Genomic DNA, 21,102 nt, shown 5'->3' with positions numbered 1-21,102 from the left:
CCCTTCTTCTATCTCAATTCATCATTGAGCTTTTTTATCTGCTGCGCAAGCTCAAACTTCTTCTTTGGCTGCTTTTCGGCACGAGCTTGCTTTTCCAGCTTAGCAATCTCTTTTTCGATTTTATGTCGGTACTCATCAACCGCAATCTGTTCATCCAGTGTGTTACCCTGTTCCACAGTAATGCCGCCAATCTGAACAATGATGTTCTCCCAAACGGCATCCATGTTTAATCCCTTTAATTCAACAGACAGTTCTTCTTTTCGTTTCCATCCTGTCTGCATCAGCTTAGTATGGTAGGTGGCAAGTTTTGCTTCATCGCCACATTCCAGCACCAGTAACATATTCTGAGGAATCAGTTTTGAAATGGTGATAATCGTTCTATCATCAAAATCTTTCTTTTTCAGCGCCACCAGAAGAACGAAAAATGACTTCACCTGTTCACCCGCAGCAATATGTACCTTGTCTGCGGATACTTCATTGACTATAGTAATTCTTGAAATATCAGCGTCTATCTTTGCTTTCTCTGCTGTGTTCATCTGGAACTTTGCATAGATTGCATTCTTGGGAAGCTGCATGCTTAATTCGGTAGCCTTTGGCAATCCAAGCATGGTCCCACCTCACTTTCTGCGTTATCGCACAACCAGGAAACATATCAGTTCAAAGTCATCCAATCCTTTAATTTCATTTGTAAGAAAACTCATTTGACCTCCGCCTAAAAAGCTGTCAATATCACTTTCTTCTTTGACCTCGATAATAGATGCAATGGCATCGCCCAGTAGTTTGGAGAACACAACCATATTTTTTCCATCACGAGTTTCCTTATTAAACTGGCGATACAGCTCCGGAATAGGTTCCGTTTTTCCTTTACAAAGGAAACGCATCTTGTCCAGCATCTGCTTTGGAGAAAGATGATCACAAATCACTTCGCCCTCATTGCTGATATAAACCATATAAAACGGGTGCAAACGGTTCTGATTATCAATATTCACACTATTGGAGCGATTCTTCAGAACATAGATAACGCCTGCCGGTGTTTCTTCTGAAGCAGCAGCTACAGAGTGAAGTCCAAAGGGAGCTTTATCAATATCCGGGTGATTCTTGATATATTCCAGCAAATCCATGCGAAATTCATTTAAGCCCAAATCCATAATGGAAATACCGGTAGACATATCTTCAATATCCACTACTTCTTCCTGCAATCGTTTCAGCTGGGCTTTGCGGTATTCTAAATCTGTTTTTTCTTCATCGCTCAAAAGATTGTCATCACCCGTTGCTGTCATATCAACGATCTTCATACGTGTCTCGACTTTTGCCTTCAGGTCGATATACTCATCAAGAGTTACATCTGGCCAGAAATTCACAAGCTGAATAAAGGCATTCTTACTGCCAATACGGTCGATACGACCAAATCGCTGGATAATACGAACCGGATTCCAGTGAATGTCATAGTTAATCAGATAATCGCAGTCCTGCAAGTTCTGACCTTCCGAGATACAGTCCGTAGCAATCAGAAAGTCAATTTCTGTACTATCGTTCGGCATAAGTAAATGCTTGTCCTTAGATATTGGAGAAAAGCAGGTCAAAACGGTATTCAGATCACTCTTCAGTCTTGGAACAGTGGTGCGCCCTTCTACAGAACCAGATACCATTGCAGTATTCTGTCCGAAATTATCCTTCACATACTTACTTACATTGTCAAACAGATACTGAGCTGTATCTGCAAAAGCTGTGAAGATAATAATTTTCTTGTTACCCTCGTTGATAGGGTGCTCCAGCTTGTTTTTGATAACTTGAAACAGCTCCTGAAGTTTGGAGTCATACTCAGGCGTAATATCTCCAACCATCAGTGTCAGAAGTTCAAGGGTATCCCGATCTTTTGCAAGGCTGTCTCTCCAGGATTTATAATCCATATCTCCAATATCAATTTTGACCTTCTTACCAAAGGTAAACAGCTCGTCACCGTTCTGATCTTCACTATCAAACTCGTCAATATCAGAAATATCAGTCAGTTCAAGTCTCACAGAGGAAGTCTTATCATAAGTATCAATACTATGGATAGTTGAATCTATCAAACTGTAGATTCGCTTCAGCGTAAGGTTAAAGGAATGAACAGAGCTTTCCATTCGCTTCATCAGGTTGATTGCCGTTAAGCGACGGATACCCTGCTCACGGTTTGCCTGAGTAAAACCGATATTTACTTTATTATCTTCGTACATTTCCGCATACTTCTCCATTTTACTCGGAAGAATAAAATGCGTAGGCGTATAAATAGACAATGACAGTTGCGTCAACTGCTCATAGATTTCATTGTAGTTGATAGCCTTCTTCAAACTGGTAAGAGGAGGTCTAAGGGATATCGGCTTCAATCTGGTAGGGAAAGTGCCAATATCAGAAGTATCATAATATTTCTGAATATGTTTTCTGGAACGTGCAATGGTTACAGAATCCAAAACTTCAAAGAAATCAAAATCCAGCATACGAAGAAGATTTTCTGTTGTTCTGTCTGCCGGGTCCCATTTACTCCAGGTGTTAAATGCTCTCTGGGCATTTTTGAAAATCTCATCAATACTTTTTGTTGTATTCAGTTTATCATCAATCAGATCAGTATTACCCTCGTAGGCAAGAGCAAGCTGATTTTTCAGGTCATTAAAGCGATTATTGACCGGAGTTGCAGATAACATCAAAACCTTTGTTTTCACGCCTTTACGGATAACCTTATTTAACAGCTTCAGGTAACGATTTTCTTTTTCATTATCTTCGCCTGACAGTTTGCCGCCATTTCGGAAGTTATGAGATTCGTCAATTACAACCAGGTCATAATTGCTCCAGTTTAATCTATCTAAATCCAGACCATTGGATTTGCCGTGAGTACGGTTCAAGTCTGTATGATAGAGTACATCGTAACGTAAGCGATCTGATGCAATCGGGTTATTCACATAGTTGTCTTTATAGGTATTCCAGTTGTTTGTCAACTTCTTCGGACAGAGGACGAGCACAGATTTATTTCTATTCTCGTAATATTTAATAACAGCCAAAGCGGTAAAGGTTTTACCAAGACCTACGCTATCAGCAAGAATACAGCCATTGAACTTTTCCAGTTTGCTGATAATAGCAAGAACAGCATCTTTCTGGAAATTATACAGCATAGACCATATCTTGCTTTCTTTAAATCCGGTAGCCTCATTTGGTAAATGATCCTCAGAGACATCTTCCAAAAACTCGCTGAAGATATTATAAAGTGTCACGAAATAAATGAAGTCAGGAGAATTTTCATTATAAGCAGCTGTAATATTCTCAATGACTTCATCAGTAACCTCCTGCAATTTTGAGGTGTCATTCCAAAGGTTATCGAACAAGTCTATATATGCAGTTGAGAATGGTACTTCTGTCTTTTGAACCATGTTGTATGCGTTGTTACCACGCTCACATCCCAGGTCAACCGTAGTAAAACCGTTGATCGGCATATAGTTTTTATCATCCAAATTGATGAAGCCCATCATATTTTCATTGGTTACATTAGATTTAAAAGTAACCTTTTTCCGAATCCATTCGGCACATTCTTTCGCAATCGCCTTTTGCGTAAGCTCATTTCTAAGCTTTACTTCAAATTCTGTTCCATACAAACTGCGTTCTCGACCTAATCTTGGAATATAAAATTCTCTCTTTTCTTTTTTTGCCTTCTCGGTTGTAAAAGTCGGTGATGTAAAAATGAATCTTAATTCGTCAATGCCTTGAAGTTCCTTTTTCAATTCTTGGAAAGCATAGATAGAGAAGCAGGCTGCTGCAACAGAAAGCCTACTGCCTTGTTTTATCTCAACAGCTAAATCATCTCGTAATGTTTTAGTTGTGTTGTTAATTAGTTCCATACCCAATCTCCTGAATTTTACAATACAATAATACTATAGTTGCTGTTCCATAAGCATCACAGCATCATTTTTCATCTGGAACGACTTCCATAATATCCTCGATCCTGCAATTCAATGCCCCGCAGATTTTTACCAATGTGTCCGTATTTACATTTTCGCCTTTATTCATTTTGTTGATTGTATAATTACTGAGATTCGCTTTCTCAGCCAAATCTTTTTTCTTCATATCTCTATCAATCAACAGTTTCCAAAGTCTTTTATAACTAACATCCATAGAGTTACCAATCCTTTCACAGAAAACTTTTATCTAAAAAGTCCCATTATGTTAATTATAGCATTATCGCAAATAAATTCAACGAAAAAGTGAGCGTTCACTTAATTTTAGTTTCTTTTAAATAAATAAAATATCGAAAGCCTGTATAATAAGCCTAATTTGGGGAATAACGGGCATATTCGCTTACGCTCACAAATTGGCAAGCAGTGTGAACCTGCACAGGTTCACTCATTTTCTCGATTTTCCCTCTGGGTCAATCTTCGCAAATTGCTTGTTGGGGAAGCATCCCCAATCCCCTTTGAACGGTATCTGCGATACCGGCTACACGATTTTCCAATCGTTTTGTAAAAACAAATTTTTTCTTTTTTATCTTTACAGCAAAAAAGTGATAATCGCAATAATGTTAAATATGGCATACCCACCTTCAGTGAAATCGATGCAATCATCACTCTCTTATCTGCCGCTAACAGGAGCGTGGCACGCTCCTGTCATCTCTCCCAAGGAGAAGTTGTCCATCGGAAGCTCTGTGGAACTCCACGTTCATCCAGGTAACGCTGACGGGCTGCTTCTCGTTCTTCCGGTGTAGGAGCAGTCTTGTACTTTGCGTACCATTCATGTCTTACCATAGCTTCCAGTTTTTGCTCCAAGCCTTGTTTGATTTCATCTTCATAATCGCCATCCATCATCAGATGATATTGAAGCAAGGCAACAAATAAATCATAAGGGATTTGCACATTTTTCATTTTCAATCCATTCCTTTCCTGTCCGTGTCGGTGGTGACGATGGTGACGGTGTTTTACATACCGCCACCACTGTCAAAATCATCGTCACAACCGTCACGCATCGTCACGCTGCTCTGAAACTCGCTTTAAGATGATCCTTCTTCCTGCGTGAGTGCGAATATTTTCATATTGGGTATGGCACTCATGGAACAATCTGCTCGCATTGACATTCAGGTGTTTTGTCAAAAGATTAGGCTTCAGCTCTAACTTCAACGCTTCTGCAAGCTCTGTCGGTGTTCCACTCCACTCTAAAATATCTTCCGCCAGCAAAGCTGCAACCTTTTCCAGAATCGGATCTGGCGGAATCTGCCACAACTCTGTTTCGGCTTTTTCCAACTCCCAAACAAGATGTTCCATATCCTTTTTCAGAATCAGTCTTTGCTCTGGCTGGTCTCTGCCGGACACTTCCAGTACCGCAGTATTTCCGGTGCGTTTTTCCTTTTGCAGAACAAAAGCTCCGTCGGCAGCGCCGAGCAATCCATTGGTGCCGGAAATCATATCAAACTTATCATCTGCCTGCTGTTTTCGGGTATGATGTACCAACAACAGCGCAATGCCAGTCTGGTCGGCAAAGTGTTTTAGCTGACCAATAATTTCATAATCGCTTGCATAGCTGTATCTGTCTCCGCTGGCTTCTCTGATTTTTTGCAAAGTATCAATGATAATCAGTCGGGTGTCTCTGTGCTCTGATACAAAGCGAGCCAGCTGTTCATACAGCCCTGCACCGAGCTGTTTGGCACAGGTTGCAAAATGCAAAGTATCTGTACCATCCACTCCAAACATACGATACAAACGCTCCTGCAAGCGTCTGTAGTCATCCTCCAACGCAAGGTACAGTACAGTGCCTGCATGAACAGAATAATTCCAGAGCGGAAGTCCTGTGCTGACATGATACGCAATCTGCGCCATCAAGAATGACTTACCAACTTTTGGATCACCTACAAACAGATATGTGCCTGGGTAAAGCAGACCGTCGATAACAGGCAGTCTGCTTTCGTATACAGTGTCATACAACTGGCTCATAGTCATGGTAGCCAGATAGGACGGGTCAGACATTCTCTGCATCTGACGAAGCATCTCCTCCATACTTTCATCTATGGGATTGATTTCTTCGTTGCCAGTTGTTATAATTTCATTTGTTACATAGGAAAGCGACTGTTCCCCATCTGCGCCAACAGATGGAATCGGGACGGTCGTTTTTTCATTTTCCTGCATCAAGCGTTGTCACCTCCAATTTCCAGACCGTAAAATTTCTGCTTAAAGAACTGGATTGGGCATTTGCCTGCAATGGTATGATAGCCCATACTTTTCAGCTCCTTATTCAAATCTCTGATGATTTGATAAGATTTGCTGCGGCTGACATCCAATACCTGCTTAACTTCTTCTGCTGTGATAAACTGTGCTCTCATGGTTACCTCCTGTGTTCAAAAGATGATTTGCGCATTTTTTGTTCGCTCATTTCTTCTGAATTATCTAAATACGCACTTTTAATACATTTACATTATACGAATAAAAGCTGCTTTTGTCAATACTTGCGGAATAAAAATATGTACTTGAAATTCGTATTTCTTTGTGATATGATAAATATGAGGTGAATCAACTATGGACAATTTCGATTATTCCGCAATCGGTCAGCGGATAAAAACACTACGAAAACGCAAAGGACTGAATCAGACACAACTGGCTAACCTTATTGGGAAATCTCTGCGTACCGTACAAAAGTACGAAACCGGAGAAATCGAGGTTTCCATTGATGTCGTAAACGAAATAGCAAAACATCTGGATACAACGCCTACCTTTATCCTTGGCTACGAAACCAATACGGCGCCTATCAGAAGTCTTGCTGACATAATGAGCTTCCTGTTTGAACTAAACAAGGTATCCTCTCTTAAATTTGATGTGGATGTAAAAAAGCCCCCTCGCAGCAACGAGTGGACTTGCTCTATCCGCTTTAATGGAAAAGAGATGGATGCTGACCATAACGCAGATATGTGTTTGTTTTTGGAACAATGGGAAGATATGCGTGAGGATGTGCGCAGCTACAACTGTTCTGCAGCTGCATTACATAGCTGGCAAGAGCAGACCCTTGCGTACTATGCTGGGGCTTCCGTAGAATGTGTGGAACCGGAAGAACTTGACGAGGACGAGCGCTTGGCTCGTCGCAGAGCTTATCTTGAAAAGGAGTTTGGCTCTAAGAAATAATTAAGGTCTGACATTGGGATAGAAAAGGAGAATACAATGTCAGTAACAAGAGATAAGAACACCGGAAAATGGATGTCTCAAATCCGAGTAAAGGATTGGACAGGAAAGGAGATTCACAAAAAGAAAAGAGGCTTCAAAACCAAGAAAGAAGCCTTGCAATGGGAACAGGATTTTATCAGTCAGGCAGATGGCAGCTTGGGCATGAAGTTCAAGGATTTCGTTGCACTCTACATGAAAGATGCCGATCCTCGTCTCAGGGAGACAACTTTAGCCAACAAGCACTATCTGTTTAATAAGAAAGTCCTCCCATATTTCGGTGAGATGCCAATCAACGCCATCAAACCGACCGATATTCGCAACTGGCAAAACGAGCTGATTAACTACCGCCGTCCCAACGGCAGAGGTTATTCACCGACCTATCTGCGAACCATCAACAATCAACTCACCGCAGCCTTCAACTTTGCAGTGAAGTTCTACGGATTGAGAGAAAACCCCTGTCACAAGGCAGGAACCATGGGTAAGAAAAACGCCGATGAAATGCTGTTCTGGACGAACGAAGAATTCAAGGTGTTCATTAAAGCCATGGAGAGCAGACCTGTTGGCTACACCGTTTTCATGGTGATGTACTACACAGGATTGCGTGTTGGCGAACTGCTGGCTCTGACACCGGAGGATATTGATTTCGACCGACACATTATCTCTGTCAACAAAAACTATCAACATCTGAACGGAAAGGACTACATCTATCCGCCCAAAACGGAAGCTGGCTACCGTGAAGTGGTTATGCCAAAGGTACTGGAAAGCTGTCTAAAAGACTATCTGGCAAAACTCTACGATGTACAGCCTACAGACCGCATCTTTCCTTACGACAGGGGCTGGGTCGGCAGACAAATGAAGTATGGCTGTGACCACTCCGGAACGCAGAAGATCAGGGTGCACGATGTACGTCATACCCACGCCAGTTTGCTGATTGACATGGGCTGTACGCCGCTTCTGGTTGCAGAACGCTTAGGACACGAAAGGGTGCAAACCACCATGGAAACCTACAGCCACCTGTACCCGAACAAGCAAAGTGAAGTAGCCAATCAGCTTGATGCGATGGCTGAAAAAGATGACGGCTACAAAAAACTTGGCTGATGTAGCCATTTTGTAGCCAGTAAAAAACAAGAATCCCGAAAAGCCCTGTGTTTTCAAGGTTTTTCGGGACTCGATTACATTTAAATTATTATTCCCACTCCAGACAGACAGTATGCTATATAAGTGAAAATCATTGATTTTAAGGCATTTGCAGGAACTATTAACCAGTAAAATTTATATGAAACCAAATAAAAAATGCAATAAAAATGTAACCGAAGTACAGTCAGATTGATATAGTAAACCTATAAAATCTCAATATGTCCCCTGATAGACGTTCAGCAGTGAGCGTCTATTTTTTTACTCCAAAACCAGAAAGGACGTGATACTACGAAGAAATCACCGCCGCCGGAGCGTTCCCCTCCTCTCCCAGACTGAATCACGAAAACCACTATCAAATACAACATTCAGAAAGGACAGGTAAATCTATATGGAATTAAAATTCGTTATCCCCAACATGGAGAAGACATTCGGCAACTTGGAGTTTGCCGGAGAAGACAAAACAGAGCAGCGGAGAATCAACGGACGCATGGCGGTACTCTCTCGCGGCTTCAACCTTTATTCAGACGTACAGAGGGCAGATGATATTGTGGTTATCCTCCCTGCCGAAGCCGGAGAGAAACATTTTGACTTTGAGGAACGTGTGAAGCTCGTCAATCCCCGTATCACCGCAGAGGGCTATAAAATCGGCACAAGGGGCTTCACCAACTACATTTTACACGCTGACGATATGGTAAAAGTGTAAGGAAAAGGAGGACATCAGACTATGAGATTAGCAAACGGAATCGTGATTGACAAGGAAGCAACATTCGGGACATTGAAATTTTCTGCCCTCCGCCGGGAGGTTCACATCCAGAATGAGGACGGAACTGTGTCGGAAGAAATCAAGGAACGCACCTATGATTTAAAATCCAGAGGGCAGGGGCGTATGATTCAGGTTTCCATCCCTGCCAGCGTGCCGTTAAAGGAGTTCGACTACAACGCAGAAGTGGAAATCATCCATCCGGTGGCGGACACCGTGGCAACGGCTACCTTTCAGGGAGCGGATGTGGACTGGTACATTAAGGCAGAGGATATTATCCTGAAAAAAGGTGTTGCTATGAATCTACAACCGCCAAAGAAAGACCATCCGGCAGAGAAATAAGTCTATGAAATCTATCGCCGGATATGATGAGTATGAGCAGGACTTCCAGCTCCTTGCACTGCCGGAGTACCGCTGGATGGCGGAACAGCTTCTGATAGAAGCATTTGAGGACTACCAGCCCAAGGAGCCATTTCACGTTTACCTGCCGGACTGTTTATGCGGTGAGCCGTCCGGTTATACTTTTTTCTTTGAAGCCTGTACAGAGGGCAGAGGACACTCCCTGCTCTACACGGGCTTTTATTAAAATACTCCCCGGAGAAAGGAGGAATTTCGCCATGAAGCCGTTCCGTTCCCGTGGCAGGCGTATCCGCCCCACGGATAAAGACCTTGTGTTCCATACCGCCCTTGCCGCCTTGCTCCCTGTCTTCCTGCTAATTGTCCTGCTGTTTCATGCAGGGCAGCTTCGCCGGATAGACTGGCAGCATACTTCCCTCTCCCAGATGGTGCAGGGAATAAACCTCCCCTATCTGCTGTTCAGTTTGGGGATAGCCGGGCTTCTCTGTCTGGGGACTGCCTGTGCCAGTTACCATTATTGCAGGGATGGGATAAAACAACTCATCCACCGCCAAAAGCTGGCAAGGATGATACTGGAAAATAAGTGGTATGAAGTGGAGCAGGTACAGGCAGACGGCTTTTTCAAGGACCTGTCTTCCAGCCGTTCCAAAGAGAAGATTACCTGCTTTCCCAAAGTCTACTACCAGCTTAAAAACGGGCTGATTCACATCCGGGCGGAAATCACGCTGGGGAAATACCAGGAGCAGCTCTTAAACCTGGAAAAAAAGCTGGAAAGCGGCCTGTACTGTGAACTGACGGGCAAGGAATTAAAGGATTCCTATGTGGAGTACACCCTGCTCTATGATACCATTGCAGGCCGTATCTCCATTGAGGACGTACAGGCAAAAGACGGCAAGCTCCGGCTCATGAAAAATGTCTGGTGGGAGTATGACAAGCTCCCCCATATGCTCATTGCCGGAGGAACCGGCGGCGGAAAGACCTACTTCATCCTGACCCTCATTGAAGCCCTGCTCCGCACTAACGCTGCCCTGTTCGTGTTAGACCCAAAGAACGCCGACCTTGCGGATTTACAGGCGGTCATGCCTGATGTGTACTACAAAAAGGAGGATATGCTCGCCTGCATTGACCGCTTCTATGGAGAAATGATGAAACGCAGCGAAGACATGAAGCTTATGGAGAATTACAGGACAGGGGAAAACTACGCTTACTTAGGGCTTCCGGCACATTTCCTTATCTTTGATGAATATGTGGCATTTATGGAAATGCTCGGCACAAAGGAAAACGCCGCTGTCCTCAACAAGTTAAAACAAATCGTCATGCTCGGGCGGCAGGCTGGTTTCTTCCTGATTCTCGCCTGCCAGCGTCCAGACGCAAAGTATCTGGGGGACGGAATCCGTGACCAGTTCAATTTCCGTGTGGCTCTGGGGCGGATGTCGGAAATGGGCTATGGGATGATGTTCGGGGAAACCACAAAGGATTTCTTCCTAAAGCAGATAAAAGGGCGTGGCTATGTGGATGTGGGAACCAGCGTTATCTCAGAGTTTTACACGCCCCTTGTGCCAAAAGGACACGATTTCCTCAAAGAAATAAAAAAACTTACAGACAGCAGGCAGGGAGTGCAGGCGGCGTGCGAAGCAAAAGCCGCAGAAACGGACTGACCTGCTGTGGCTGGTGTGCCGTAAGGCACGCCAGCATGAACCCCTCGTATCTAACAGAGGGGTACAAATCGACAGGCAACAACCAAACAACAGGGCAGAATCCCACGGTACACAAGGGATTTTCCCATATCCGGCGTGTGTCAACAAGGCTATGAAAGTTGACATACGCTTTTTTAGACAGGAGGGATTTTCACTGAATGAAGAAACATGGGTACGGGAAATCAAAGAAAAACGGGAAATTTACGGTATCTCACAACAGAAACTTGCGTTAGCTGCCGGAATCACCCGTCCGTATCTGAGCGATATTGAAACGGGCAAGGCTCACCCATCCGAAGCATTACAGGAAGCCATCATGGAAGCTCTGGAACGCTTCAATCCAGACGCTCCTCTTGAACTGCTCTTTGACTATGTGCGGATTCGCTTCCCCACTACGGATGTGAAGCATATCGTGGAAGACGTACTGCGGCTAAAGCTGCCTTGCTTTATCCATGAAGACTACGGCTTCTACTCTTACACGGAGCATTACTATCTGGGTGATGTTTTCGTTCTGGTATCGCCGGAACTGGAAAAAGGGGTGCTGCTGGAACTGAAAGGGCGTGGCTGCCGCCAGTTTGAAAGCTATCTGCTGGCGCAGGAACGGAGCTGGTATGAATTTTTCATGGATGTTCTCATGGAAGACGGCGTGATGAAGCGGCTTGACCTTGCCATCAATGACAAAACGGGAATCCTGAACATTCCCCATCTGACAGAGAAGTGCCGGAATGAGGAATGTATCTCGGTCTTCCGCAGCTTCAAAAGCTACCGCAGCGGTGAACTGGTACGGCGTGGGGAAAAAGAATGTATGGGGAACACCCTGTATATCGGTTCCCTCCAAAGTGAGGTGCACTTCTGCATTTATGAAAAGGACTATGAGCAGTACAAGAAGCATGATATTCCCATTGCAGACGCAGAGGTAAAGAACCGTTTTGAAATCCGGCTGAAAAATGAACGTGCCTTTTACGCCATCCGTGACCTGTTAGAACATGACAATCCAGAACGGACAGCCTTTCAAATCATCAACCGCTATGTCCGTTTTGTGGACAGGGACGATACGAAGCCCCGTTCGGACTGGCGTATCAATGAGGAATGGGCGTGGTTCATAGGGGAACGCAGGGGAAGCCTGAAACTGACAACGAAACCGGAACCCTATTCCTTTGAACGCACCCTGCACTGGCTCTCCCATCAGGTAGCACCCACGTTAAAGTTGGCTCTCCGTCTGGATAAGATGAACCACACCCAGATTGTCCATGACATCATCACCCATGCAAAACTGACGGAAAAGCACGAAAAAATCCTAAAGCAGCAAGCCGCCGCTGCAAAGGAGGTGGTGCTTTAACGGCGTCAATCTTAGAACTTAAGGAATCTTACAGGGTAGAAAGGAGCTTTTATGAATTTCGGACAGAATCTTTACAACTGGTTTTTATCCAATGCCCAGTCCCTTGTGCTGCTGGCAATCGTGGTGATTGGACTGTACCTCGGATTTAAGAGGGAATTTTCCAAACTTATCGGCTTTCTGGTGGTTTCCCTTGTAGCGGTCGGTCTGGTCTTCAACGCGGAGGGCGTAAAGGACATCTTACTGGAACTGTTCAATAAGATTATCGGTGCATAGAAAAAAACATATCACACTTCCGTTATGGAGCAAGCTCTGATTGCTTCATGGCGGAAGTCCACTAGGGGCTTGGGGAGCGTAACTCCCCAAACAACCTAACAGAGAAAGGATGTGTTACCGATTGAAGAAATGAGAATCTACATCCTGAACACCACACGGTTTTACCATGAAGATTTTGAGGAATATCCGGGGGCTTGGTTTTCCTGTCCCGTGGATTTTGAGGAAGTCAGGGAACGTCTTGGGGTTCAGAATGAGGAAGAAATTGAAATTGAAGATTATGAGCTGCCGTTTCCATTGGAGGGCAGCACAAGGCTCTGGGAAATCAACGCCCTTTGCCGGATAGTACAGGAAATGCAGGGAACGCCCCTCTATTATGAAATGGATGTGATACAAAAGCGGTGGTTCCATAGCTTTACGGAATTTATCGACAACAAAGACCACATACGCTGCTATCCAGTGCAGGACGGGGAATCCCTCGCCCGTTATCTGGTGCAGGAAACGCAGATATTTGGGGAAGTACATCCAGACCTGATGAACCATATTGATTATACTGCCATTGGTCGGAAACTGGAAACCAGCGAAAACTACCTGTTTACGGACAATGGTATCTTTTCTTACCGCTAAAGGGAGGTGGAAGAACTTGGAGGAAATGCGGATTTACATTGCCAACTTAGGAAAATACAATGAGGGCGAACTGGTAGGGGCATGGTTCACGCCGCCTGTGGATTTTGAGGAAGTTAGGGAACGTATCGGCTTGAATGATGAGTATGAGGAATACGCCATCCATGATTATGAGCTGCCCTTTGCGATTGATGAATACACCCCCATTGAGGAAGTCAACCGCCTGTGTGAAATGGTGGAGGACTTACCGGAATATATTCAGGAAGAACTATCAGAACTGCAATCCTATTTTGGCAGTATCGAAGAACTCTGTGAGCATGAGGACGATATTATCTTCCATTCCGGCTGTGACGATATGGCGGACGTGGCTCGCTACTATCTGGAAGAAACCGGACAGCTTGGGGAACTTACGGCACACTTACAAAACTATATCGACTATGAAGCCTATGGGCGTGACATGGAATTGGAGGGAACTTTTATCGTCACGAACCACGGCGTATATGAAATCTTACGGTAAACCCGTCTGTATCTCCTTTGGGAAGTGCAGGCGGCTTTTTTATTCAGGGGCGGCTTTTGCTGCCCCATCTTTTAGAAAGGACAGACAACATGAAGAAAATACGAAGCTATACCAGTATCTGGTCGGTGGAAAAGATACTCTATTCCATCAATGATTTTAAGCTTCCATTCCCCATCACGTTCACACAGATGGCGTGGTTCGTGATATCGGTGTTTGCGGTTATGCTCTTGGGGAACCTCCCTCCCCTTTCGTTCATTGGCGGGGCATTTTTAAAATATTTCGGCGTACCCTTTGCCCTCACTTGGTTCATGTGCCAGAAGACCTTTGACGGGAAGAAGCCTTACGGCTTCCTGAAATCCGTACTGGCATATCTGGTACGCCCGAAACTGACGTATGCAGGAAAGCCCGTGAAGCTGGAAAAGGAATATCCGGCACAGCCCATCACGGCAGTTAGGAGTGATATTTATGGCATATCCGATTAAGTATATCGAAAATAACCTTGTGTTCAACCATGACGGGGAGTGCTTCGCTTACTATGAGCTGCTTCCCTACAACTATTCCTTTTTAAGCCCCGAACAGAAATATCAGGTACACGATTCCTTCCGGCAGCTTATCGCCCAGAACAGGGACGGGAAGATTCACGCCCTGCAAATCAGCACTGAATCCAGCATACGGGCGGCACAGGAACGCTCCAAACAGGAAGTGACGGGCAAGTTAAAGGACGTTGCCTGTGCAAAGATTGACGCACAGACCGAAGCCCTGATTTCCATGATAGGGGAAAATCAGGTGGACTACCGCTTTTTTATCGGCTTTAAGCTGCTTGTCAATGAGCAGGAAGTCACCATGAAGCAGTTCCGCAGGGAAGCAAAGACCGCCGTTTCCGATTTCCTCCATGAAGTCAACCACAAACTCATGGGGGATTTTGTTTCCATGAGCAATGAGGAAATCTGGCGGTTTCAGAAGATGGAAAAACTGCTGGAAAATAAAATCTCACGCCGCTTTAAAGTCCGGCGGCTTGACAAGGACGATTTTGGTTATCTGATTGAGCATTTATACGGGCAGACTGGAACCGCCTATGAAGATTATGAGTATTACCTGCCGAAGAAGCGGTTTCAGGAGGAAACGCTGGTGAAATACTATGACCTCATCAAACCCACCCGTTGTCTGATAGAGGAAAACCAGCGGTATCTGAAAATCGAACAGGAAGATGGGACGGTCTATGCCGCCTACTTCACCATCAACAGCATTGTGGGGGAACTGGACTTTCCATCCTCGGAAATCTTTTACTATCAACAGCAGCAATTCACCTTTCCCATTGATACCTCTATGAATGTGGAGATTGTCACAAATCGGAAAGCCCTCTCCACGGTGCGGAACAAGAAAAAAGAGCTGAAAGATTTGGATAACCACGCATGGCAGAATGACAGCGAAACCAGTACAAACGTGGTGGACGCTCTGGACAGCGTAAATGAGCTGGAATCCACCTTAGACCAGAGCAAGGAATCCATGTATAAGCTGTCCTATGTGGTGCGTGTGACGGCTCCCGACTTGGAAGAACTGAAACGCCGTTGCAATGAGGTAAAAGATTTTTATGACGATTTGAACGTGAAGCTGGTCCGCCCCTTTGGGGATATGCTGGGGCTGCATGGGGAATTTCTCCCTGCCAGCAAACGGTATATGAACGATTACATCCAGTATGTCACCAGTGACTTCCTCGCGGGTCTAGGCTTTGGTGCAACCCAGATGTTGGGGGAACCGGAGGGCATTTATATCGGGTATAGCCTTGATACGGGAAGAAACGTGTACTTAAAGCCTGCCCTTGCCAGTCAGGGTGTGAAAGGCTCTGTCACCAATGCCCTTGCTGCCGCTTTTGTCGGCTCCCTCGGCGGTGGAAAATCATTCAGCAACAACATGATTGTCTACTACTGTGTATTGTTTGGGGCACAGGCTCTTATCGTTGACCCGAAAGCGGAACGGGGACGCTGGAAGGAAACCCTGCCGGAAATCGCCCATGAAATCAATATCGTAAACCTGACTTCGGAGGAACAGAACAGGGGCTTACTCGACCCGTATGTGATTATGGAGAACCCAAAGGATTCCGAATCACTGGCAATTGACATCCTGACCTTTTTAACGGGAATTTCCAGCCGTGACGGGGAGAAGTTCCCTGTTCTTCGGAAAGCCATCCGTGCGGTGACAAACAGCGAAGAACGGGGGCTTTTAAAGGTGATTGAGGAACTTCGGGCGGAGGGGACCACCATCAGCACCAGCATAGCCGACCATATCGAATCCTTTACGGACTATGACTTTGCACACCTGCTCTTTTCGGATGGGGATGTCACACAGTCCATCAGCCTTGAAAAGCAGCTCAACATCATTCAGGTGGCGGATTTGGTGCTGCCGGATAAGGAAACCTCGTTTGAAGAATACACCACAATGGAGCTGCTTTCCGTGGCAATGCTCATTGTTATCAGTACCTTTGCCCTCGACTTCATCCACACCGACCGCAGCGTGTTTAAGATTGTGGATTTGGATGAAGCATGGAGCTTCTTGCAGGTGGCACAGGGCAAGACCCTTTCCATGAAGCTGGTCCGTGCCGGACGTGCCATGAACGCAGGTGTTTACTTTGTGACCCAGAACACGGACGATTTGCTGGATGAAAAACTGAAAAACAATCTGGGCTTGAAGTTTGCGTTCCGTTCCACGGACATCAACGAAATCAGGAAGACCCTCACCTTTTTCGGGGTGGATTCCGAAGATGAAAACAACCAGAAACGGCTCCGTGACTTAGAAAACGGACAGTGCCTTATCAGTGATTTGTACGGGCGTGTAGGAGTGATACAGTTCCACCCTATCTTTGAAGACCTGTTCCATGCCTTTGACACCAGACCGCCCGTAAGAAAAGAGGTGGAGGAATGAAGATAAGAAAGCCCATCCAGCAGGGGACAGCCCTTGTCCCTTGCCGGACAAAGGGACAAAACTCTTTAAAAAAAATCGGGAGTATAGCAGGAAAAGTGCTGCTGGCACTCCTGCTCATCCTCCTGCTGCTGGCAGTCTCCGGTACTGCCGCCCACGCTGCCGGACTGGTGGATGATACGGTGGACGCTGCCAACGAATACAGCAAATATCCTCTGGACAACTACCAGCTTGATTTTTATGTGGACAGTGGATGGGACTGGCTCCCGTGGAACTGGCTGGACGGTATCGGAAAACAGGTAATGTACGGGCTGTATGCCATCACAAATTTTATCTGGGCCATCAGCCTGTACCTTTCCAACGCCACGGGGTATTTGATTCAGGAAGCCTACTCACTGGACTTTATTTCCTCTACGGCGGATTCCATTGGGAAAAATATGCAGACCCTTGCAGGCGTTACCACAGGCGGCTTATCCTCGAAGGGATTTTATATCGGGTTCCTGCTGATTCTCATTCTGGTGGTGGGGATTTACGTTGCCTACACAGGGCTTATCAAACGGGAAACTACAAAAGCCATCCATGCCGTTGTCAATTTTGTGGTAGTGTTCGTGCTGTCCTCTGCCTTTATCGCCTACGCTCCTGATTATATCGGGAAAATCAATGAATTTTCCGCAGACATCAGCAATGCCAGCCTGACCCTTGGCACAAAGATTGTGCTGCCCAACTCGGAAAGTCAGGGAAAAGACAGCGTGGATTTGATACGGGACAGCCTGTTTTCCATTCAGGTAAAGCAGCCGTGGCTCCTGCTGCAATACGGCAATTCGGATGTGGAAAGCATTGGAGCAGACCGTGTGGAAAGCCTGCTTTCAACCAGTCCAAATGAAAACAACGGGCAGGACAGGGAAGAAATCGTGGTGGAGGAAATCGAAGACAGGGAAAACACCAACCTTACCATCACAAAGACCATCAACCGATTGGGAACCGTCTTCTTCCTGTTCATGTTCAATATCGGTATCTCTGTTTTTGTATTCCTGCTCACGGGGATAATGATTTTCTCACAGGTGCTTTTTATCATCTACGCCATGTTCCTGCCTGTGAGCTTTCTCCTTAGCATGGTTCCCTCTTTTGAGGGGATGTCAAAACGTGCCATCACGAAACTGTTCAACACCATCCTTACCAGAGCCGGAATCACCCTGATTATCACGGTAGCGTTCAGTATTTCCACCATGCTCTACAACCTGTCTGGGGAATATCCGTTCTTCCTGACGGCGTTCTTGCAGATAGTGACCTTTGCCGGAATTTATTTCAAGCTAGGGGATTTGATGGGGATGTTCTCCTTACAGAGTGGCGATTCCCAAAGCATGGGAAGCCGTATCATGCGAAGACCCCGTATGCTCATGCACGCCCATATGCACCGTTTACAGCATAAGTTAGGGCGTTCTGTGGCGGCTCTTGGGGCTGGAACAGCTGCATACCACGCAGGGAAACAGGCTGGCTCAGACCAGAAAAATGCTTCCAACTCCGGTTCCTCCAAACGGACACAGGCAGACCACAGCAGACCAGACGGACAGACAGCACCGGAAAAGAAATCCGCATGGAAACGGGCTGGTTCTGCTGTGGGTGCGGTGGCAGATACCAAAGATAAAATAGCCGATACTACTGGACAGCTTCGGGAGCAGGCAAAGGATTTGCCCGTCAATGCAAAGTACGCCCTTTACCACGGGAAAAAACAGGTGTCAGAGGGAGTACGGGATTTTACTTCCAGTGTGACCCAGACCCGAACTGCCAGAGCTGAACAGCGGAACGCACAGGCAGAAAGCCGCAGACAGACCATTGCAGAACGCAGGGCGGAACTGGAACAGGCAAAACAGACGCAAAAGACAGCTTCCGAAGCACCCAAAGGGGTGGCTCCCGTCCATGAACGCCCTGCCACTGCAAAGACAAAGCAGCCAGCTTCCCCAGCTATTAGGGAACGGGGGCAGGTTTCTTATGGGGGAACTGTAGCGGAACGGACTTCGGTTCCGGTGGTAAAAGCGGCTTCCATCCACCACGAACAGATACCGCCTGTAAGGACAGAACGCCAGATAGTCCCTCCGGCTTCCCCAGACAAACCAGATGAAAGACAAAAGATAGCTCCTGCTATTACACCTGCTGCTCCCCGTCCGGCAAGACCTGTCCAGAATGATACGGCTCCTGTGATACCGGAAAGAAAACGGGCTGCCCCTGTGGTTAAGGAATCGAACTTTACCATCCGGCGTACCACCGCCAGAAAGGAGTGGACAAAAACGGGAAAAGCGGCTGCCAAACAAAAGAAAGGGGAGAAAACATGAAGTTAAGACACCTTTTCTTTGCCTGTTCCGGCGTGTTCGTGATGATGTTCTCCATGCTCCTCTTGGTGGTGATTGTCTTCTCGGATGAGGAAGACGGCGGAAGTGGCGGAAACCTTATCTATGGGGGCGTGAGCGTATCACAGGAAGTCCTCGCCCATAAACCTATGCTGGAAAAGTATGCAAGGGAATATGGCATAGAGGAATACTTAAATGTGCTGCTCGCCATCATTCAGGTGGAATCCGGCGGCACGCTGGAAGACGTTATGCAGTCCTCGGAATCTCTGGGTATTCCCCCGAACTCCCTTAACACAGAGGAATCCATCAAACAGGGCTGCAAATATTTCTCGGAACTGCTTACAGCAGCAGAAACAAAGGGCTGTGACCTAAACAGTGTGATTCAATCCTACAATTACGGCGGCGGCTTCCTGGACTATGTGGCAGGACACGGGAAAAAGTACACCTTTGAACTGGCAGAGAGCTTCGCAAGGGAAAAATCCGGCGGAAAGAAAGTCACCTACACCAACCCTGTTGCCGTAGAGAAAAACGGGGGCTGGCGGTATTCCTACGGAAATATGTTCTATGTCTTCTTGGTATCGGAATACCTGACCGTGGCACAGTTTGATGATGAAACGGTGCAGGCTATCATGGAGGAAGCCTTAAAGTATGAGGGCTGGACGTATGTGTACGGGGGCGATTCCCCCTCCACTTCCTTTGACTGTTCGGGACTGGTGCAGTGGTGCTATGGCAAGGCAGGAATCGCCCTGCCACGGACAGCACAGGAACAGTACAATGTAACACAGCACATCCCTCTGTCCGAAGCAAAAGCAGGGGATTTGGTCTTTTTCCACTCCACCTATAACGCCGGAACCTATATCACCCATGTGGGGCTATATGTGGGAAATAACCAGATGTACCATGCCGGAAATCCCATTGGTTATGCAGACCTGACAGGCTCCTACTGGCAACAGCACCTTGCCGGAGCCGGACGAATCAAACAATAGAAAGGATGAACCGATATGATTCAGATTAGAAAAGAGGAAAACCAGAAAAAGCAGAAAGAAAAGAAGCTGAAAGTTTACAAAGTCAATACCCACAAAAAAACCGTGATTGCCCTGTGGGTGCTTCTGGCGGTGAGTTTCCTGTTTGCCGTCTATAAGAATTTCACGGCGATAGACATCCACACTGTTCATGAAACCAAAGTGATTGAGGAAAAAATCATTGACACCCACAAGATAGAAAACTTTGTGGAGAATTTCGCAGAAGTCTACTATTCATGGGAACAGTCCGCCGCTTCCATTGATAACCGGACAAATGCTTTAAAAGGGTATCTCACGGGAGAACTGCAAGCCCTGAATGTAGATACCGTCCGAAAGGACATCCCCGTATCGTCTGCCCTGACTGACTTTCAGATATGGGAAATCATAGAAGAAAAGGAGCAGCATTATCAAGTGACCTATACGGTAGAACAGCGTATCACAGAGGGGGAATCCAGTAAAACCGTCCGTTCCGCTTATCAGGTGACAGTCTATGTGGATGGCTCTGGAAACCTGACGATTGTTCAGAATCCTACCATCACCAGCGTTCCCGTAAAATCCGGCTACACTCCAAAAGCAGTACAAAGTGACGGTACAGTGGATTCCATCACTACGGAGGAAATCAACGAATTTCTCACTACCTTTTTCAAGCTGTACCCTACGGCAACCGCAAAGGAGCTGACCTATTATGTGAATGAGGGCGTGCTGAAACCTGTTGGGAAAGAATATATCTTCTCGGAACTGGTGAATCCGGTTTACAACCGAAAAGGGAATCAGGTGACAGCTTCCCTTGCGGTGAAATATCTGGATAACCAGACCATGACAACACAGGTGTCGCAGTTTAAACTTGTATTGGAGAAAGATGAGGGGAAATGGAAGATATTGTGTAGTATGAAAGCTCAGTAATTAGCCAGATGACTATTAATTAGAAAGTGGAAATAAATCAACTTTTCACTTTGGT

General features: G+C 45.9%; 21 protein-coding genes. 15 read left to right on the top strand and 6 right to left on the bottom strand.

Annotated features, from left to right (window positions below):
• Positions 1 to 8: 8 nt before the first annotated feature.
• The 6 genes from CGC65_RS02645 to CGC65_RS02620 form a co-directional block, all read right to left on the bottom strand.
• On the bottom strand, positions 9 to 608 hold the full coding sequence (locus CGC65_RS02645) for a DUF4391 domain-containing protein (protein ID WP_002566137.1): 600 nt from the start codon (positions 606 to 608) through the stop codon (positions 9 to 11).
• A 21-nt stretch (positions 609 to 629) separates the two neighbouring features.
• Complete coding sequence (locus tag CGC65_RS02640; RefSeq protein WP_002566138.1) at positions 630 to 3,866, bottom strand: helicase-related protein; 3,237 nt, start codon at positions 3,864 to 3,866, stop codon at positions 630 to 632.
• Positions 3,867 to 3,930: 64 nt separating this feature from the next.
• Positions 3,931 to 4,140: a helix-turn-helix domain-containing protein gene (locus CGC65_RS02635; protein ID WP_002566139.1), complete on the bottom strand. Its 210-nt coding sequence runs from the start codon at positions 4,138 to 4,140 to the stop codon at positions 3,931 to 3,933.
• Positions 4,141 to 4,628: 488 nt separating this feature from the next.
• A complete protein-coding gene (locus CGC65_RS02630; protein WP_007036141.1) occupies positions 4,629 to 4,883 on the bottom strand; it encodes a hypothetical protein in 255 nt (84 codons plus the stop codon).
• Positions 4,884 to 4,976: 93 nt separating this feature from the next.
• Positions 4,977 to 6,137 (bottom strand): helicase RepA family protein, encoded by a 1,161-nt coding sequence (locus CGC65_RS02625; RefSeq protein ID WP_002566140.1) that lies wholly within the window; start codon positions 6,135 to 6,137, stop codon positions 4,977 to 4,979.
• Complete coding sequence (locus CGC65_RS02620; RefSeq protein WP_002566141.1) at positions 6,137 to 6,331, bottom strand: hypothetical protein; 195 nt, start codon at positions 6,329 to 6,331, stop codon at positions 6,137 to 6,139. Before CGC65_RS02620 ends, CGC65_RS02625 begins: the two co-directional genes overlap by 1 nt.
• Before the next feature lie 193 nt (positions 6,332 to 6,524).
• Here CGC65_RS02620 and CGC65_RS02615 point away from each other — a divergent pair, with 193 nt between their 5' ends.
• The 15 genes from CGC65_RS02615 to CGC65_RS02545 all read left to right on the top strand — a co-directional run bounded on the left by CGC65_RS02615 (position 6,525) and on the right by CGC65_RS02545 (position 21,047).
• Positions 6,525 to 7,124, top strand: coding sequence for a helix-turn-helix domain-containing protein (locus CGC65_RS02615; protein WP_002566142.1), 600 nt, complete (start codon positions 6,525 to 6,527; stop codon positions 7,122 to 7,124).
• Between the two features lie 36 nt (positions 7,125 to 7,160).
• On the top strand, positions 7,161 to 8,261 hold the full coding sequence (locus tag CGC65_RS02610) for a tyrosine-type recombinase/integrase (protein ID WP_002566143.1): 1,101 nt from the start codon (positions 7,161 to 7,163) through the stop codon (positions 8,259 to 8,261).
• A gap of 427 nt (positions 8,262 to 8,688) precedes the next feature.
• Complete coding sequence (locus CGC65_RS02605) at positions 8,689 to 9,003, top strand: YdcP family protein (RefSeq protein ID WP_002566144.1); 315 nt, start codon at positions 8,689 to 8,691, stop codon at positions 9,001 to 9,003.
• A 21-nt stretch (positions 9,004 to 9,024) separates the two neighbouring features.
• The gene (locus CGC65_RS02600) at positions 9,025 to 9,402 is read left to right on the top strand and encodes a YdcP family protein (protein ID WP_002566145.1); all 378 of its coding nucleotides are present in this window, start codon (positions 9,025 to 9,027) and stop codon (positions 9,400 to 9,402) included.
• Between the two features lie 4 nt (positions 9,403 to 9,406).
• Complete coding sequence (locus tag CGC65_RS02595; RefSeq protein ID WP_002566146.1) at positions 9,407 to 9,646, top strand: hypothetical protein; 240 nt, start codon at positions 9,407 to 9,409, stop codon at positions 9,644 to 9,646.
• A gap of 31 nt (positions 9,647 to 9,677) precedes the next feature.
• Positions 9,678 to 11,075 (top strand): FtsK/SpoIIIE domain-containing protein, encoded by a 1,398-nt coding sequence (locus tag CGC65_RS02590; protein ID WP_002566147.1) that lies wholly within the window; start codon positions 9,678 to 9,680, stop codon positions 11,073 to 11,075.
• A gap of 151 nt (positions 11,076 to 11,226) precedes the next feature.
• On the top strand, positions 11,227 to 12,450 hold the full coding sequence (mobT, locus tag CGC65_RS02585) for a MobT family relaxase (RefSeq protein ID WP_003524072.1): 1,224 nt from the start codon (positions 11,227 to 11,229) through the stop codon (positions 12,448 to 12,450).
• A 51-nt stretch (positions 12,451 to 12,501) separates the two neighbouring features.
• Positions 12,502 to 12,723: a hypothetical protein gene (locus CGC65_RS02580; protein ID WP_002566149.1), complete on the top strand. Its 222-nt coding sequence runs from the start codon at positions 12,502 to 12,504 to the stop codon at positions 12,721 to 12,723.
• Positions 12,724 to 12,852: 129 nt separating this feature from the next.
• Complete coding sequence (locus CGC65_RS02575; protein ID WP_007036144.1) at positions 12,853 to 13,347, top strand: antirestriction protein ArdA; 495 nt, start codon at positions 12,853 to 12,855, stop codon at positions 13,345 to 13,347.
• A gap of 25 nt (positions 13,348 to 13,372) precedes the next feature.
• Complete coding sequence (locus tag CGC65_RS02570) at positions 13,373 to 13,861, top strand: antirestriction protein ArdA (RefSeq protein ID WP_038286771.1); 489 nt, start codon at positions 13,373 to 13,375, stop codon at positions 13,859 to 13,861.
• Positions 13,862 to 13,950: 89 nt separating this feature from the next.
• A complete protein-coding gene (locus tag CGC65_RS02565) occupies positions 13,951 to 14,343 on the top strand; it encodes a conjugal transfer protein (protein ID WP_002566152.1) in 393 nt (130 codons plus the stop codon).
• Positions 14,327 to 16,780, top strand: a complete 2,454-nt coding sequence (gene tcpF, locus CGC65_RS02560; protein WP_002566153.1) for a conjugal transfer ATPase TcpF — start codon at positions 14,327 to 14,329, stop codon at positions 16,778 to 16,780. Before CGC65_RS02565 ends, tcpF begins: the two co-directional genes overlap by 17 nt.
• The gene (locus CGC65_RS02555; RefSeq protein ID WP_007036146.1) at positions 16,777 to 19,107 is read left to right on the top strand and encodes a CD3337/EF1877 family mobilome membrane protein; all 2,331 of its coding nucleotides are present in this window, start codon (positions 16,777 to 16,779) and stop codon (positions 19,105 to 19,107) included. Before tcpF ends, CGC65_RS02555 begins: the two co-directional genes overlap by 4 nt.
• Positions 19,104 to 20,108 (top strand): bifunctional lytic transglycosylase/C40 family peptidase, encoded by a 1,005-nt coding sequence (locus CGC65_RS02550; protein ID WP_002566155.1) that lies wholly within the window; start codon positions 19,104 to 19,106, stop codon positions 20,106 to 20,108. The genes CGC65_RS02555 and CGC65_RS02550 overlap by 4 nt, the downstream gene beginning before the upstream one ends.
• 15 nt (positions 20,109 to 20,123) lie before the next feature.
• Positions 20,124 to 21,047, top strand: a complete 924-nt coding sequence (locus CGC65_RS02545) for a conjugal transfer protein (RefSeq protein WP_002566156.1) — start codon at positions 20,124 to 20,126, stop codon at positions 21,045 to 21,047.
• Positions 21,048 to 21,102: the final 55 nt, after the last annotated feature.

The sequence above is a fragment of the Enterocloster bolteae genome, from assembly GCF_002234575.2.
GTDB classification, from domain to species: Bacteria; Bacillota; Clostridia; order Lachnospirales; family Lachnospiraceae; genus Enterocloster; species Enterocloster bolteae.
This window is presented reverse-complemented; position numbering and strand designations above follow the sequence as displayed.